At 49.7% G+C, this 16,718-nt stretch carries 13 protein-coding genes; 5 read left to right on the top strand and 8 right to left on the bottom strand.

Annotation, left to right across the window (positions count from 1 at the left end; all coding sequences use genetic code 11):
• Positions 1-114: 114 nt before the first annotated feature.
• On the bottom strand, positions 115-579 hold the full coding sequence (locus tag CDA54_RS03310) for a ZapG family protein (RefSeq protein WP_099033570.1): 465 nt from the start codon (positions 577-579) through the stop codon (positions 115-117).
• Positions 580-920: 341 nt separating this feature from the next.
• Here CDA54_RS03310 and zapE point away from each other — a divergent pair, with 341 nt between their 5' ends.
• Together zapE and CDA54_RS03300 are read left to right on the top strand one after the other, a co-directional pair.
• On the top strand, positions 921-2,015 hold the full coding sequence (zapE, locus tag CDA54_RS03305) for a cell division protein ZapE (RefSeq protein ID WP_280523528.1): 1,095 nt from the start codon (positions 921-923) through the stop codon (positions 2,013-2,015).
• 219 nt (positions 2,016-2,234) lie between these two features.
• Positions 2,235-4,748, top strand: a complete 2,514-nt coding sequence (locus CDA54_RS03300; protein WP_099033568.1) for an EAL domain-containing protein — start codon at positions 2,235-2,237, stop codon at positions 4,746-4,748.
• 132 nt (positions 4,749-4,880) lie between these two features.
• Here CDA54_RS03300 and metE read toward each other — a convergent pair whose 3' ends face one another.
• Complete coding sequence (metE, locus tag CDA54_RS03295; RefSeq protein WP_099033567.1) at positions 4,881-7,133, bottom strand: 5-methyltetrahydropteroyltriglutamate--homocysteine S-methyltransferase; 2,253 nt, start codon at positions 7,131-7,133, stop codon at positions 4,881-4,883.
• Between the two features lie 98 nt (positions 7,134-7,231).
• On the opposite strand from metE, the gene CDA54_RS03290 reads away from it, so the two are divergent.
• Both CDA54_RS03290 and CDA54_RS03285 read left to right on the top strand, forming a co-directional pair.
• Positions 7,232-8,146 (top strand): LysR substrate-binding domain-containing protein, encoded by a 915-nt coding sequence (locus tag CDA54_RS03290; protein ID WP_099033566.1) that lies wholly within the window; start codon positions 7,232-7,234, stop codon positions 8,144-8,146.
• A gap of 217 nt (positions 8,147-8,363) precedes the next feature.
• Positions 8,364-9,686, top strand: coding sequence for an MFS transporter (locus CDA54_RS03285; RefSeq protein ID WP_218962369.1), 1,323 nt, complete (start codon positions 8,364-8,366; stop codon positions 9,684-9,686).
• 561 nt (positions 9,687-10,247) lie between these two features.
• Here CDA54_RS03285 and CDA54_RS03280 read toward each other — a convergent pair.
• The 6 genes from CDA54_RS03280 to fldB all read right to left on the bottom strand — a co-directional run bounded on the left by CDA54_RS03280 (position 10,248) and on the right by fldB (position 15,517).
• Entirely contained in the window at positions 10,248-11,246 is a 999-nt protein-coding gene (locus CDA54_RS03280; protein WP_099033565.1) for a cytochrome d ubiquinol oxidase subunit II, read from the bottom strand.
• Positions 11,246-12,610: a cytochrome ubiquinol oxidase subunit I gene (locus CDA54_RS03275; protein ID WP_099033564.1), complete on the bottom strand. Its 1,365-nt coding sequence runs from the start codon at positions 12,608-12,610 to the stop codon at positions 11,246-11,248. The genes CDA54_RS03280 and CDA54_RS03275 overlap by 1 nt, the downstream gene beginning before the upstream one ends.
• A complete protein-coding gene (locus tag CDA54_RS03270; protein WP_099033622.1) occupies positions 12,610-13,176 on the bottom strand; it encodes a GbsR/MarR family transcriptional regulator in 567 nt (188 codons plus the stop codon). Before CDA54_RS03270 ends, CDA54_RS03275 begins: the two co-directional genes overlap by 1 nt.
• Positions 13,177-13,444: 268 nt before the next feature.
• A complete protein-coding gene (locus tag CDA54_RS03265; RefSeq protein ID WP_099033563.1) occupies positions 13,445-14,230 on the bottom strand; it encodes a CLCA_X family protein in 786 nt (261 codons plus the stop codon).
• Positions 14,230-14,940 carry a dihydromonapterin reductase gene (gene folM / locus CDA54_RS03260; RefSeq protein ID WP_099033562.1) on the bottom strand — a complete coding sequence of 237 codons (711 nt, stop codon included), beginning with the start codon at positions 14,938-14,940 and terminating at the stop codon, positions 14,230-14,232. Before folM ends, CDA54_RS03265 begins: the two co-directional genes overlap by 1 nt.
• A 46-nt stretch (positions 14,941-14,986) precedes the next feature.
• A complete protein-coding gene (gene fldB / locus CDA54_RS03255) occupies positions 14,987-15,517 on the bottom strand; it encodes a flavodoxin FldB (protein ID WP_099033561.1) in 531 nt (176 codons plus the stop codon).
• 223 nt (positions 15,518-15,740) lie between these two features.
• On the opposite strand from fldB, the gene xerD reads away from it, so the two are divergent.
• Complete coding sequence (xerD, locus tag CDA54_RS03250; RefSeq protein ID WP_099033621.1) at positions 15,741-16,592, top strand: site-specific tyrosine recombinase XerD; 852 nt, start codon at positions 15,741-15,743, stop codon at positions 16,590-16,592.
• Positions 16,593-16,718: the final 126 nt, after the last annotated feature.

The following is a 16,718-nucleotide window of genomic DNA, read 5'->3' as shown; positions in this document are numbered from 1 at the left end:
GGCTAAAACGATGGTGACAAAAGGTTTTCTCATTGTTGCTATTACTCCGAATCAAACTGACTGTCTAACAGACTCAAAATAACGAACTAAAGTTCAATGCAAAGCAGTGATGAATTATTTTGTTACTTTTTGCTCATCAACGGTACTTTTGCGCTCAGAGGCGCCACTGGGTTTACCACTGAACAGACCGGAACTGGCACTGGGATAATCTCTGGGCTGATAATCTGCGGTCTGATTCTTCTGTTGACGTGTTTTTCCCTTGTTGCGCAGGTAGACCGACGCCTGATCGCCGAAATAACTCAGTTGTGGTGAGTCCTCTTCGTCTTCGGGTGTTGTCAACAAATCCTCATAATGATCCAGTTGCTGCTTCAGCAGCTCGCTCTGCTTTTCCATTGCTTCGAGCACCTGTCGGCACTCATTGATATGAATCTGACCCTGTTCCGATAATATACTCTTGATCTCTTTTTCAAGATGCGGGCCGGAGGTGGTGTTTGCCTGACGCTTAGACAAAAACAGGCTGATGAAAAAGCCAATAACTGCCCCGCTAAGCAATAATAAAATTCCGATAATCCAATCCATAACCACTCCTGATGTGTCACTGATACATTATACCCATGTCACCCTGAAATTAAGGTGTCACTGATGATAAAAGCACTATTGGCCCTGTTTACGGGAGCCATTTCACGTTGTGTTACCATGGCGTAACAGGTTAACGATTTGTATCGCCAGTTGGCACTGAAACACGCCCGTGGTTCACGAACCGGTATTTTGAGGCCGCCTGAGTAGCCATATAATACCTGAACTGACGGATTCCGTGCGCCAACTATTGAAAATAGCGTGATAGCCCTTTACTTAATCATACCTGCTGAGCAAACTATGCGGCCAGTTTATTTTTATTCAAGATGCAGACTATGCAAGCGATGACGCCTTGGCAGAAGTATCAGCAGGATTTGGCCAGCGAAGACTTTGTTCATGACAAAGCTCAGGAGAAAGCGGTTACGCATTTGCAGGCGCTATATGATGAATTGTTAACGATTCAGCCGGATAAGAGTGTTAAAAACCGCCTTAAGGCACTATTTGGAAAACAATCTCAGAAACCCATTCGTGGACTGTATTTCTGGGGCGGCGTTGGCAGGGGTAAGACGTATCTGGTGGATACGTTTTATGAATGCCTGCCCTTTGAGCGTAAAATGCGCATTCACTTTCACCGTTTTATGCACAGAGTACATCAGGAGCTGAAGTCCTTTAGCGGCGAGTCAGATCCACTCAAAGTGGTTGCCAGACGGTTGGCCAAAGAAACGCGAATACTGTGCTTCGATGAGTTTTTTGTGTCCGATATAACCGATGCCATGATTTTAGGCACGTTGATGCAGGAGTTGTTCGGGCAGGGGGTGATACTGGTGGCTACCTCGAATATTCCCCCCGATGAGCTCTATAAAAACGGCTTGCAAAGATCCCGTTTTTTACCGGCTATTGAGTTGATTAAGCAGCATACTCAGGTGGTCAATGTGGACAGTGGTGTAGATTACCGCTTGCGCACCCTGGAGCAGGCTGAAATTTACCATTATCCGTTGGATGACGATGCCAGTATCAATCTATACCGCTATTTTGAGCAGTTAGCCCCGGAGCCGGGATGTGAAAATCAGCCTATTGATATCGAAGGGCGAAAAATTAACAGCCTGCGTGAGGCAGACGGGGTGGTGATGTTTGACTTTAAAGCACTTTGCGACGGACCCCGGAGTCAGTCTGATTATATGGAAATAAGCCGCTGTTATCATTCTGTTCTGGTTGCCAACGTAAAGCAGATGGGCCAGCAAAATGACGATATTGCCAGACGTTTTATTGCCATGGTTGATGAGTTCTACGAGCGCAATGTAAAGCTGATTATCTCAGCCGAAGTGGCAATGGAGAAGCTCTATTCTCAGGGGCGTCTGAATTTCGAGTTCAATCGTTGTTTAAGTCGTCTCAAAGAGATGCAGTCACATGATTATCTGGCACTGGAGCATTTGCCATAAAACCATCGCATTAAGCGTTAGATGTATTAATCTGAACGGTAGTTCTATAGAGTTGAAACCCTGTCTGATTTGCTGACAAATCTATTGAAATACGGAGTTTTTTTCACCAGTATTGCTGGCTAATAAACTAAGGCTACACGGATGAATGGCGAGCGAAACCTAACTGCGAAAAGGAAACTGAGCAACAAGACAATTAGCAGGTTGCTTTTGTTGTTGGTAATGAGCCTGATAGTAATCAGGCCGGTTTTAGCGACTGAGCAGACGACGCTAAAGGTGGGTGTCTATAACAACCCACCAAAAATATTGACTGATGAGCAGGGGAACATCAGCGGTATTCAGGGGGATATTTTGTCGGAAGTTGCTAAGCGCGAAGGCTGGCAACTAGAGACGGTGGAGTGTCACTGGGAGCTTTGCCTGCGATGGATAGAGCAGGGCGAGATCGACATTTTGCCTGATGTGGCCTGGACCGAGACCCGAGAAAGCGCCATGGACTTTCATCAGGTTCCGGCCTTAATGAGCTGGTCACAGCTGTATGGCACGAAGAATCAGAAACTTTCCAGTCTGCTTGATTTGCAGGATAAGCGACTGGCCGTATTACAGGGTTCCGTGCAGCAAAGTTATCTGGAAAATCTGGTCAGCAATTTTGAGCTTCGGGTTACCTGGGTGCCTCAGAAAAATATTGCAGAGAGTTTCAGAGCGGTTAGTGAAGGCCGTGCAGATGTTGTTGCGTCAAATCAGTATATCGGTGAGAAATTAGCCAGTGAGCTCAATCTTAGTTCCTCCCCCGTAATGTTTTTGCCGAATAAGCTGTTCTATGTCACCCCACCTGGCAGGCACAGCGGGGTCTTGTCCACTTTGGATCGTTATCTGCAAAACTGGAAGCGGGACCCGGATTCGCCTTATTACCTGATACTGGAAAAGTGGAGTATACAGCAGGCCAGAAGTATACCTGCTTATGTCTGGTGGCTTGTGGCGGCGTTGGTTTCGGGACTGTTATTGGCACTTGTAATCAGCCAGTTGCTCCGACGCAGGGTTTCCCGCATTGGTGCACATCTGCGCGCCACTGAGACCAGATTAACCACGATTCTGAACAGTGTTGATGCGTTTATCTTTATCAAAGATAAAGAGCGGCGCTATCGGTACGTTAATCAGAAAGTGTGTGACTTATTAGGTTACTCCGAGGAGCAGATTATAGGCTCTACCGATGAGAGTTTTTTTGATCCACACACCTGCGCTGTGCTGGCAGAAGCCGACATCCGCGTGCTTGAGACCGGGGAGCGGATCACCAACGAAGAGTCCACCCTGCTAACGGGGGGCGGAACTGAAATAACCAGTACTTCGGTTAAACTGCCACTCAGAGATACCCGTGGCAACATTTATGCACTTTGTGGCATTGCTACAGATATCAGTGAATACCGTCAGACGCAGCAGAAACTACACCAGCTGGCCTATTTCGACCCCCTTACCGAATTACCCAACCGCCGCTTGCTGCTGGACAGGCTGCATAAGGCGCTGATGCATGCAAAGACCAGTGGTAGTGAAGGCGCGATATTACTGATTGACCTGGATAACTTTAAGACACTCAATGACACACAAGGGCATGCAGCCGGGGATCAGTTACTGCGCCAGGCTGCTGCGCGATTGGGGGAGGGGTTGCATGGTAAAGAAACACTGGGAAGATTGAGTGCTGATGAATTTTTACTGGTCCTTGAGGGGCTGGGTAAGAATATGGATGACGCAGTCAATTTTGCTACCTCTCAGGCCAGAACTTTACTGGAAAAAATGTCGCAACCTTATGTACTCAACAGCGGGCCATTCAGTGGTTCAGCCAGTGTCGGTGTGGTGATGTTCTCTGACGCCAAAGGCAGTGTGGAGACACTACTAAAAGAAGCCGATCTGGCTCTGTGTGATGCTAAGGACGCCGGGCGCAATACCATGCGCTTTTATAATCCGGTGATGCAGACCAAAGTGAACCATCAAAGTCAGATGGAGGCGGCGCTGCGCAGAGCGCTGGAAGGGGATAACCTGCAATTACATCTGCAGCCACAGTTTGATGAAGGCCATAAAGTATTTGCCATGGAAGCGTTGTTACGCTGGCAGGACCCTGATATGGGCTGGGTTTCTCCGGCTGACTTTATTCCAGTTGCTGAGTCCAGCGGTCAGATTGTTCCCCTCGGCGAATGGGTGATGCAAAAAGCCTGTCAGTTGCTGGCGGGGTGGCAACACCATGCAGCCATGAAGGAGCTGATTCTGGCGGTTAATATTAGTGCCCGCCAGTTTTATCACCCACATTTTGTAGAGCATATACAATCCTGTATTGCTCACACCGGCATTGACCCGCACTATCTGGAACTGGAAATCACTGAGAGTTTGTTGATCGATGACCTGGAAAATACCATTAACAAAATGAACCTGCTAAGGGGAATGGGGATCCGTTTTTCACTGGATGATTTTGGCACCGGCTATGCGTCATTGGGTTATCTGAAGCGATTACCTTTGAGCAGCCTTAAAATTGATCAGACCTTTGTTCGGGACTTACTGTCTGATCCAAATGATGAGGCCATAGTCAGTACCATTGTTGCGCTGGGCAAGAGCCTTGAACTGAAAGTGATTGCCGAAGGAGTGGAAACCCTCGAACAGGAAGAGCGCCTGAAAGCGCTCAAATGCCAGGCATTCCAGGGGTATTACTTTGGCCGCCCGGCACCGGCGGAGCATTGGTTAGAGACCCTGTAGACACAAAAAAAGAATTTCACCGCTGAGTCACAGAGGGCGCAGAGATTTGAATCTGTAATCTCTGTTACCTCCGCGTTCTTTGCGACTCAGCGGTGCAGGGACTTTTGCCAGGAAATCCGCCACTTTTCGTTATTATTTCGCCAGTTCTTTTCGTAACTGCCTCGCTGCATCTATCATATTTTCAAGAGACGCACGGGTCTCCTCCCAGCCACGTGTTTTGAGCCCACAGTCGGGGTTAATCCATAGTCGCTCAGCGGGCACTACCTCCAGCGCCTTTTTCAACAAGTTGGTGATCCAACCCGAGTCAGGCACATTGGGTGAATGGATATCATAAACACCGGGACCGATGTCATTTGGGTAGGCTTTGTGTTTAAAGGCATCCAGTAACACCATATTCGAGCGGGAGGTCTCTACGGTCAGTACGTCGGCATCCAGAGCAATAATGGCATCCAGAATATCGTTAAATTCTGAATAGCACATATGACTGTGGATTTGCACTGGGGCTGGCGCTCTGGCACTGGCCAGACGGAAGCTGGCTACCGCCCAGTTGAGATACTCCTGCCACTGACTTTGTTTTATCGGCATTCCTTCACGAATAGCAGGCTCATCGATTTGAATGATCTTGATTCCGCTACGTATCAGATCTTCCACCTCATCACTGACCGCCAGCGCAATTTGTCTGGCCACCTGATCGCGGCTTAAATCGTCGCGCACAAAGCTCCAGCATAAAATGGTTACCGGACCGGTGAGCATGCCTTTTACTGGTTTGTCAGTAAGAGACTGGGCATAACTCAGCCAGTCAGTGGTCATGGCTCGTGTGCGGCGGACATCTCCATAGATCACAGGAGGTTTAACACAGCGGGAGCCATAACTCTGTACCCAGCCAAAGCGGGTGCTGGTAACGCCGTCGAGAAATTCGGCGAAGTACTCCACCATGTCATTACGTTCCGGCTCACCATGCACCAGCACGTCGAGTCCGATTTCTTCCTGACGGCTGATGCAATCCTGTATCTGTTGTTGCATGGCCCGGGTATATTGCTCCAATGTCGACTCCCTGCGTTTGTAGGCCGCTCTGATCTGGCGTATCTCTGCTGTTTGCGGGAAAGAGCCTATAGTGGTTGTTGGCAGTAAGGGTAACCCCAGCGCCTGTTGCTGTTGTTTGCGTACCGGATAAGGTTCACTGCGCTCTACCTGCTTAAGATTGTCTAGCCTGTCTCTGAGCGATTTGTTGACCGCCTCACGGGAGGTTAACCTGGCTTTGACCGGAGCTGAGTACTGTTCAATCGCGGCGGTATCGCCACTGAGCAGTGCGTCTTTTAACAATGACAATTCGTGGCACTTCTGGCTGGCGAAGGCCAGCCAGCCCTTAACCTGGGGATCCAGTGTATTCTCCTGTTCCAGATCAACCGGGCAGTGCAGCAAAGAGCAACTGGGTGCCAGCCAGGTTCTGCCATTCAGCTGCGCATAAACCGGCTCCAGTTTTTCATATAAGGCGCTAAGATCGGTTTTCCAGATATTGCGCCCATCAATCACCCCAAGGGAGACGACCCAGTGGCGGGGCAGCAGGTCGATGGCAAGCTGGATATCGGTAGGTTCTGCCACGCAATCGAGATGCACACCGTGCAGGGGCAGAGAGGCGATCAGGTCCAGATGATGATCGACACTGGCAAAATAACTGGTCAGCAGTAACTTCAGACTGCCCTGGCGCAGCTCGCCATAGGCCTGGCGAAAAGCTGCTTGCCAGTTTTCGTCGAGCTCCAGGCCCAGTATGGGTTCGTCAATTTGCAGCCAGCTTACCCGAGCCTGATTTAGCTTATCAAAAATCTGCTGGTAGCCTGCGAGAAGTTGAGGTAAAAGTTGTAGCTTATCGCCCTCAAAAGCACTCAGATAGAGGTAGCTAAGCGGGCCGAGTATTACCGGCTTTGCCTCATGTCCTGATTGCCTGGCTTCGTCTATTTGGGTCAGCAGTGGCTGAATATCCACCTGAATATCCATATCCTGACTCAGTTCCGGCACAATATAGTGATAGTTAGTGTTAAACCATTTGGTCATATCGGACGCTGCACAGGCGCAGCCTGTAGGCGCACGGCCGCGAGCGATGCGAAACTCCAGATCCAGCGGATCACTGTTGTCATGTGCAAAGCGCTCGGGAATAATGCCCAGATAAAGACTGGTACTCAGAACATGGTCATAATTGGCAAAGTCTCCCACTGGCAGTAACTCAATTCCTGCTTGCTGTTGTGCTGACCAGTTCTTCTGGCGGATGTCAGCCGTTGTCTGCAAAAATTGCGTTTTGTTGATGTTGCCTTGCCAATAATCTTCAAGAGCAAGTTTCAATTCCCGTTTCGCTCCGATACGGGGAAATCCTAACGTGTGTAGTTTCATTTGTTCGTTCCTTTTAGCCATCTAGACGTGTATATTCACTGCCATGACTGTTGGCTACAAGCGCAAGATTTTCAGGCGCAACTTGAAGAAATTTCACTATGCTTGAACTGAAACATTTAAAGACCATGCTGGCACTTGAGCGGGGCGGCAATCTGGTGAGTGCTTCGGCGCTGCTGTTTATGAGTCACTCGGCGCTGTCTCACCAGCTTAAGGAGCTGGAATCCCGCATTGGTGAACGGTTATTTGAGCGTAAAACAGAACCGCTGCGTTTCACCGAATCAGGCCTGATGCTGCTCAACCTGGCCCGGGAAGTGATTCCCAGAGTGACTAAGGTGGAGGCCGAACTCAAAGGCGGAATCGATAGGGTTGAAGAGTTGCGTATTGGCATTGAATGTCATGCTTGCTTTCAATGGCTGTTGCCGGCGATTACTGAGTTTAATCAGCGTTATGCTGATATCAGGGTGGATCTTCAGGGAGAAAATCTGTTTGATGGCGTGACGGAACTGGAGCGTCAGTCGCTGGATCTGCTGTTTACCGATGACAGAGTAGCGCTGGATGATCTCGAATACGAAACTCTTGGAGAATTTGAACTGGTGCTGGTGATGGGGCTGAATGATGCGTTAGCGTCACGGCACTATATTCAGCCTGAAGATCTGAAATCCAGACGTTTGCTGACCTATCCTGTACCTTTGGCAAAGCTGGATGTGTTCCGTCAGTTTTTGCAGCCGGCCATGTGTCAGCCACAGAGCGTGAAGACGGTGGCAAACAGTTCGGTGATGCTGCAAATGGTGGCTGCAGGACTGGGTGTGGCGGCAGTGCCCGACTGGTTGGTAAAAGACTTTGATCGCCAGCAACTGCTGTGTATTCGGCCGCTGGGGCCCAAGGGACTTAACAAAACCTTGTACGGTGCCTATCAGGCGGCAAACAGAGACAAAGTCCAGGATTTTCTGCCTGTGGTACGCCGCAGCTTTGAAGCCCTGCTGACGAGTCGGCATCAAAACCCCATAGATTAAGTGCAACAAAAACAGGTGAATCCGCTATTTAAAATAGGGCTTGTTATTCAGTCAGTAGCCCCGTTTACACAAACCTTAACGACTTTTTGACTATGACTACCGGCGAATAAAACTACCCGGTTATGTCAACGAATGTGAGAAACCACTATACACCACAATAAATGCACTATTAAGCGACAGGTTTTATTTTACCTGTGCGGTATTTCCTGCTATCTAATTGTTTGAATTTCTTTTTCTTATCACTATGCCCAGAGCCGCACTAACATCCATGGCGTCCCCGCTGATCAGTCTGCTGATTTATTCAATAGGCCACGGTCTGCTGACCACATTGCTGACCCTGCGCCTGGCAGAAGAGCAGGTTTCCACATTCTGGATTGGGGCTGTATCTACTGCTTATTTTACCGGGTTAATGGCAGGGACCTTTATCAATAGCAGGTTGATTTTGCGGGTTGGTCACATCCGCGCTTATTCGGCGTATGCCTCTATTCTATGCAGCTTAGCATTGCTGTATGGCATGTTTGTGGCACCGGAAACCTGGCTGTTTCTGAGGTTACTGGGGGGCTTTGCCACAGGGGGGCTGCTGGTGGTGATTGAATCCTGGATTATGGTCAGCAGCCCGGTACGTATCCGTGGTCGGATGATGGCGCTGTATATGGTGCTATTTTATGCCGCTATGGTGATAGGGCAAATGCTGCTCAAACAGCTCGATATCACCATGCTTTTGCCCTTTGTGGTTGCAGCACTGGCGGCTTCATTATCGGTGATTCCGCTGGTCCTGTCGCGGGTAGACATGCCGCACTTTGACAAGCATGAGAAACTTTCTGTCTTTGCGCTGATGAGAATGACGCCCACAGCGGTATTCAGTTGCTTTGTTTCCGGCCTGTTACTCAGCGTTGCCTATGGTTTGCTGCCTTTATACTTCTCTTTGATGGGGTTTGATCTGAGTCAGATTACGGACATGGTGGCCTGGCTGATTCTGGGCGGCATGTGTCTGCAATATCCGGTTGGCCGGCTTTCTGACAGGGTCGACCGGCGCCTCGTTCTGACCGCGCTATTTTTCGCGACTCTGGTAATAAGCGTATTGTTTGTATTGTTGGAACTTCGTGATGACTCGTGGTTGACAGCCTTGCTGGTGGCCAGTCTCGGTGGTGTGATTTTTGCGATCTATCCGATCAGTCTGAGTCAGGCCTGTGACGAGTTACAACCTGCTCAGATTATTGCCGGTAATCAGGGCCTGCTGTTGTGTTACAGCGTGGGCGCAATGGCAGGGCCCCTGCTGGCCCCCTTGTTTATCAACGGTTTTGGCGCCAAAGGCTTATTTATTTATTTTGTATTGCTGGCATCAATTACCGTGGTATTTCTGTTCTGGCGTCGAAGTGTGCGGGCCCCTGTACCTTTGGAGGAGCACGTGGCTTTCTCTGCCACCACGCCGAATACCCCGGTGATGGCAGAACTGGATCCCCGGGCAGAAGGACATAGTACAGATGCACAGGAAGAACAGCCCGATCAACGATTGTCGCCAACTAATGACAGAAAATAACTTTTTATAATCAATAAGTTGTGTTAATCAGGCCATTATTCTGGAAATTGTGTCGTTAATTGCAGACATTTGGCCTTAGGGCGTTAACTCAGAAGCTGCCTGCCTTAGTACTGTTGCAGTCAGCGTCCGGTAGGCAGATTGTTTTCTGAACAGGGTGTCACTAAAGGGGGACAATCCAGTTTCCTTTTTTTTTATAGTTTAAAGTTAAATGGTTGATCTTGCTGTATTTTATTACTTTGGTCCGGAACTTGTATTAACACTACTGCCTGACTGGTCTGGCCCCAACCGGGCTGGTCGGGTTTCCAATCGGGCAATAGCCCATTTCAGGATGTTATTCCCTGAAGGTGTTTTGGCCGCGCCGTTTTGGCGCGGTCTTTTTCTATAAAGCGCCGAAATCGCAACGCCTCGGCATGAACTTGTTACCTCGGAACGTGTACAAAAGGTGGATTCAGCCCAGCAGCAGAGTCGTCGCTGTGCTAAGGCATATCAGAATCAGGGCTAGCATGGAGTTATCCTTGAAATGCTAAGGGTGAAGGTAGCAGGTCGGTACCACTAACCAGTTCAGTAGTACTTGAGTTCTGTCACTTTGCCCCAGAATACGCGGTACGAAAACACCGTGTAGGCGAGTATACAAGGCACTACAATGACTGCACCAATCAGAATAAAGCGCAGAGATTCAGGTGCACTGGCGGCTTCCAGGATATTCATCCGACCCGGCACAATATACGGAAAGAAACTGACCGCCAGCCCCTGATAGCAGGACAGAAAGATCAGCAAAGCGATAATGAAGGGTAGCCAGCATCCTGCATCATCTTTTAAAGGCAGACGATTGAGAACAAAATGGCACAGTGCGAACAGACTGAGGCTGATAAACGGAATGGGCCAGATAAACAGCGCGGAAGGCAGGCTGGTCCAGCGCTGCCATACCAGCTCATTGATGAGTGGGTTCACAATACAAACGCCTAATACTCCGGCAAAACAAACCCAGACACACTTTCTGGCCCAGCCCACAGCACGTTTTTGCAAGTCGCTTTCGGTTTTCATAATCAGCCAGCAGGCCCCGATAAAACAATAGGCAGCAGTAACGCCAATACCACTGAGCAGGGCGAATGCCATGGCCTGCAGACTTTGCTCGAAACCCATAATATACATACCCAACATGTATCCCTGCATAAAGCTGGCCAGTAGCGAGCCAAACTTAAAGGCCTTGTCCCAGATACCTTTGCGCGCCGGTTTAACCTTAGCGCGAAAATCAAACGCAACTCCACGCAGAATCAGGCCCAGCAGCATAAATGTGGCCGGCAGGTAGAGTGCCTTAAGTACCATCGAATGGGCTGCCGGAAAAGCGATAAAGAGAACGCCAATCGCTAATACCAGCCAGGTTTCGTTGGCATCCCAGAAGGGGCCGATAGAAGCGATCATCTTATCGCTGTGGGATTCATTTTTCAGTGGCAACAGGATCCCCACGCCCAGGTCATAGCCATCAAGAATGACGTACAGCAACACCGCCAGCCCCATCAGGCCGACAAAAATAAAAGGCAGAGTATGATCGGCAAACATCAGCTTTCTCCTTGTGCCATAGGCGCATTAGTGGTGCTTTCATCAGTCTTTTGGTTGATCTCTTCTACTTCCGTGGCTTTACGGGCCAGACGCAGTAAAGTGCGGATATACACCACCAGTAAAACGGTGTAGAGGCTGACATATAAACAGAACGTCAGTAGCACATTGCCCGGTGCCACATCGGTTACCGCATCGGCAGTTCTGAGTACGCCGCTCACCAGGTAGGGCTGGCGGCCAATCTCTGTCACGTACCAGCCAGCCAGAGTTGCAACCCAGCCAGAAAAGGTCATGGCAAATGTCGCTTTAAGCAATAAAGGAGAGAGCGTGTTATGTCGCCATAGTTGCCAGCTGCCGAGCCAGGCCAGCGCGAGCATCAGCATGCCGATGCCAACCATCAATCTGAATCCGTAAAATACCGGTTTGACCGGCGGGTGTTCGCCAATAAAATCATTCAGTCCCTGAATTTCGCCATCGGCATCATGGGTCAGGATCAGGCTGGCGCCTTTGGGGATGCCAATTTCAAAATGATTACTGCGGCTTGTTTCATCGGGAATGGCAAAAAGTAACAATGGGGCACCACGCTCAGTTTCCCAGACTCCTTCCATGGCTGCGACCTTTTGTGGTTGATGCTTCAGGGTATTGAGTCCGTGCAAATCACCGACAAAAATTTGCAGTGGGGTCACCAGTGCTGCTGCAAACAATGCTGTTTTGAGCGCAATACGGGGTGCTTTTTTGGTGTCGCCTCTGAGCAGGCGATAAGCTGACAGCCCGGCCACCAGAAAACAGGCGGTAAGCATTGAGGCCAGCAACATATGCGCCAGACGGTAAGGAAAAGAAGGGTTAAAGATTACCGCCCACCAGTCGGTAACATGGGCTATGCCGTCGCGCATCTCGAACCCCGCCGGAGTCTGCATCCAGGAATTCAGCGCCAGGATCCAAAAAGCCGAAAGAGAGGTACCCAGCGCCACGATTAAGGTGGCCAGTGTATGCACCCAGTTGGGCACGCGGCCCTGACCGAACAGCATAATGCCCAGAAATGTCGCTTCGAGAAAAAACGCGGTCAGTACTTCGTAGCCCAGCAGAGGCCCGGCGATGTTACCGACTTTCTCCATATAGCCTGGCCAGTTGGTACCAAACTGAAATGACATGGTAATGCCGGAGACCACACCTAAGGCGAAGCTAAGGGCGAAAACTTTAACCCAGAAGCGGTAGATCCGCATCCATACCGGATCACGGGACAAATCGAAGCGTATTTTGAAATAGGCCAGAAACCAGCAAAGGGCGATGGTAATTGTGGGAAACAGAATATGAAAACTGATATTGGCGGCGAATTGTAGCCGTGACAGTATGAGCACATCGTCCATCAGCGTTCTCCCTGAGGCCTGATATCCCTGGTAATAAATTTATCTTTCATATCCAGTACCTTGCCTACCCCTGAACTGAGTTTTAGCAGGGTATTAAGGTTCTCAGGGCTGAGCCGCTGCAGCTCGTTTGTCCATTTAGTCAGCGATTCGAGCAAGTCGTGAATTTCCTGCAGACGCTGGCGTGCATGATCCGTTTCCTGCTGCTCGGTACTATCGAGTAATATAGTACGTAGTAAGGATAACGTGGGGTCGATTTCCCGTTTGCGGCGTTCTTCCATTACCCGCTTAGCCATATCCCAGATACTGCCAAGCGCCGTAAAATACTCCTTGCGATCACCCGGCTGGTGGCTGATCTGTACCAGTTGCCAGGATTGCAACTCTTTAAGGCCCATGCTCACGTTGCCGCGGGAAATAGACAGTGCCTCAGCGATATCACTGGCACTTAAAGGCGCTTCGCTGATCACTAATAAGGCATACATTTGACCCACTGTGCGGTTAAAGCCCCAGCGACTGCCCATTTCACCGAAGTGCATCACAAAAGAAGACAGTGAAGGAGTAAGTGTCATATTTATTTTCACAAGTTTCAGTAATTTCTGAAAATTATAAATATTATTTGATCCAATGCAAGGATTTTCGTGCGAGTTATGGTAATCGGAAGCCGTTTCAACCATCTCCCGTTCAATCAGTCGGGAGCTCACATGTCTGATGTTCACAAGGTGTGCTGGCGTAACGGCTAGCTATGGATTGAGACAGGGTGCTCGCTGTTGATATTACGCCACTGCAGCTGAGTAACTTCTATTCTTTATACAGGTTAAGAAACAATACCCCGGTGACTCAGGCTCGCCCGTCCAGCGCCCGTCCCAACAGGTAAAAGTACTCAAAAAGAACGGCTTGTAATGTTTGCAGCTGGGTCGCTTGTGGGTACAGGCCCATCTGCGCTTCCTGACTTTGTTTGGTACCTTGAACCAGAAAGGCATTTTTAAGCTGCTGATTTTGCACTATCGCTTCAAATGCCCGGGCGGCCAGTTCCTGAGGTTGTGCAAAGTAAAAGCTTTTCAATGATTTATCGATTTTTACTGCTTGTTGAAGGTAGGCGCTGCCACCTTGTCCGTCGTCAGTGAGAAAAAGAACCTTAAACCAATTTGCCAGTCGTTGATTGAGTGGATGATCGAGCAATGGTGTTTTTTCCAGCCAGCAGGCTGAGGCAAAATCTGTCCGACTCACCTGAAGAAAAACGCGCGGACAAATGTAATGATCAAAAGCGTGAAACCATTCATGGGCCAGGGCGCCTCCACCGGCGTTTTTGGCCAGCGCAAGGGTTCGCGTGTGGGCCTCATAATGGGCACTGGCATATTTACTGCCACCACTGCCAAAGGTGAGTGAAAGCTGGCCGTTGAGGGAGATCACCTGCTCAGGTACCGACAGGATCAGCATCAGATCACAAAAGGCATCAAAAAACAGGTTGGCCGCCAGCTGTTGTTCTTCTTTACTGACCCACTTGCCAACAATGACAGTCCGAAAACCGAAGATACGGTTGATATCGGCAAAGCTGACATCCTGACCTTCCCGGTGATCCGGGCCATTGCGATAATAGGGGCGGTGCAGCCTGGGCAGTGGCATCAGAATTTAAGGTGGCGACCACCATCGAGCGCTATAATGCGGCCGGTGACATAGTCAGACTCTAGTAGCCATGTGATGGTTCTCATCACTTCCTGTTCGCCGGGCTCAATGCGCAACAGTGATTTTTGCAGAGCCTTCTGGCGATAGGCCTCATCATCGCCTTCGTTGAAACAGATCAGTGCCGGGGCAATGGCATTAACCTTTATCTTTGGCGCCAGTAATCGGGCAAAAGACAGCGTCAGGTTTTCCAGCGCCGCCTTGGAAGCGGCATAAGCCATATGCTTGCTGCTACCGGTACTGGCGACATAATCTGTTAGATGAATAATATCGCTTTTATCGGTGCAAAGCAGAGATGCAAGTTGTCGGTTAATCAGCATAGGGGCCTGGGCGTGAACGGCCATCATTTGTGCAAAAATCTCTGCCTGGCATTGATCACTGTCCGTTTTCCAGTCAGAGGCATTATGAATAATGGCGCGCAGGCGGGGGTAACGTTGACGGATGACGTCGATAAAGGCCTCAACCCCGGCAGCAGTGGAAAAATCTGCCTGAATACAGTCAATGCCTTTTTCTGTCAGGGTGTCCAGAACAGGTCGCTGACGACGATAACTGATGACGACTTTATGGTCCTGTCGATTCAGGGCTTTTGCACAATACAGACCAATACGCTGGGCGGCACCGGTGATTAATATTACGGGTTTGGATTCCGGCATTATCTGATCCAAATAATACCGTTTACGAGAGGGCGGGCATTTCGGTTCATAATTGCTGCATTTCTTCGAGTAGCTGATCCACCCATTTGTCGATACGCGCTTCGCTCAGATCGTATTGATTTTCATCATCCAGTGACAGTCCGACAAAATGGCTGCCATCTTCGGTCAGGGCCTTTGAGGCGGCAAACTCGTAGCCCTGATTAGGCCAGTAACCGATGATTTGACAACCCAGTAACACCAGTTCGTCATGCAGCATCCCCAGCGCATCCTGAAACCAGTCGGTATAACCAATTTGATCGCCAAGGCCATAGAGAGCGACAACCTTGCCTTTGAGATCCAGGTTGCGGATATCATCCCAGCATGATTCCCAGTCCTCCTGCAATTCGCCGAAGTCCCAGGTAGAGATACCGAAAATCAGTATGTCATATTGCTGCGCGTCTTCGAGTGAGACCTCTTTAATGTTGTGAAGCTCCACCAGATCTTCGCCTAATGCATCTCGAATTTTTTCACCGGCCATTTCTGTGTAACAGGTACTGGAACCGTAGAAAAGACCAATTTGGGCACTGGTGTCAGTCATTAAATGGGATCACTTGCTGAGATTTGCGCATATTGTGCTTGGTTAATTCCATGAGATCCAGTTTGGGGCAGCGGCTTTTTATCTTCAGCCGCTCTTGTTGTCGGTGTTAGCATAGGCGTTATTGCTTTTTAACCGATGACCCCCTGTGACGAATTCACCAGAAAATGCCCCTGTCAGCAAAGCCCTGAGCCAGAATGTTGCCTTAGTAGACGGTTTTATCGACATGCTGTGGCTGGAAAAGGGCCTGAGTGAAAATACGTTATCGGCTTATCGCAGTGATTTAACGCGGTTTTGTAAGAGCCTGAGTGTACAGGAAACCACTATTGATGCTTTTAACCTGCAACAATTGCAGCACTACCTTGCCGATCGCTATGATCAGGGATTGTCAGAGCGCAGTACGGCGCGGTTTCTGTCCAGCTTACGTGCCCTGATAAAATTCCAGATCACACAGGGCCTCCGTGAAGATGATCCACTGGCGCTGCTACAAAATCCCAGGCTGGGTAAGTTTCTGCCAAAAACCTTAAGTGAGCACCAGGTTGAAGCCTTACTCGAAGCACCTGATACGAATGAACCCATCCAACTACGTGACAAGGCTATGCTCGAAGTCCTCTACGCGACCGGGTTACGCGTGTCAGAGCTGGTGGGCCTGAGATTAGGCCAGCTCAGCACGGTACAAGGGGTGGTACGTATTACCGGTAAAGGAAATAAGGAACGCCTGGTACCTTTGGGGGAAGAGGCCTTAAGCTGGATTCAGGAGTATTTGCGCGCCGGCAGAGCAATGTTGTTAAAGCAGCAAAGCGATGTGTTGTTTCCTTCCAGTCGTGGCCGGCAGATGACCCGCCAGACTTTCTGGCATCGGATACGATACTATGCCGAGCGCGCAGGAATCGATCAGAGTCTGTCACCTCATACCATGCGGCATGCGTTTGCCACGCATTTACTCAACCATGGTGCAGACTTGCGGGTGGTACAGATGCTGCTGGGGCATTCTGATCTCTCCACTACCCAGATTTACACTCACGTGGCCACACAGAGGCTGCAAAACCTGATAAATGAACATCATCCCAGAGGATAAGGCGTGGGCAGAATAACTGCGCCATAGTGACGCTGAGAGACAACGGAGCAGCAGTGAGCGCTGAATAACAGCGGTTTATCCTGTTCAGATTGGTATCCTGAACGGTCAGCGTTTACAATGGGCGAC

This window comes from Lacimicrobium alkaliphilum (assembly GCF_002591895.1).
GTDB lineage: Bacteria > Pseudomonadota > Gammaproteobacteria > Enterobacterales > Alteromonadaceae > Lacimicrobium > Lacimicrobium alkaliphilum.
This window is presented reverse-complemented; position numbering and strand designations above follow the sequence as displayed.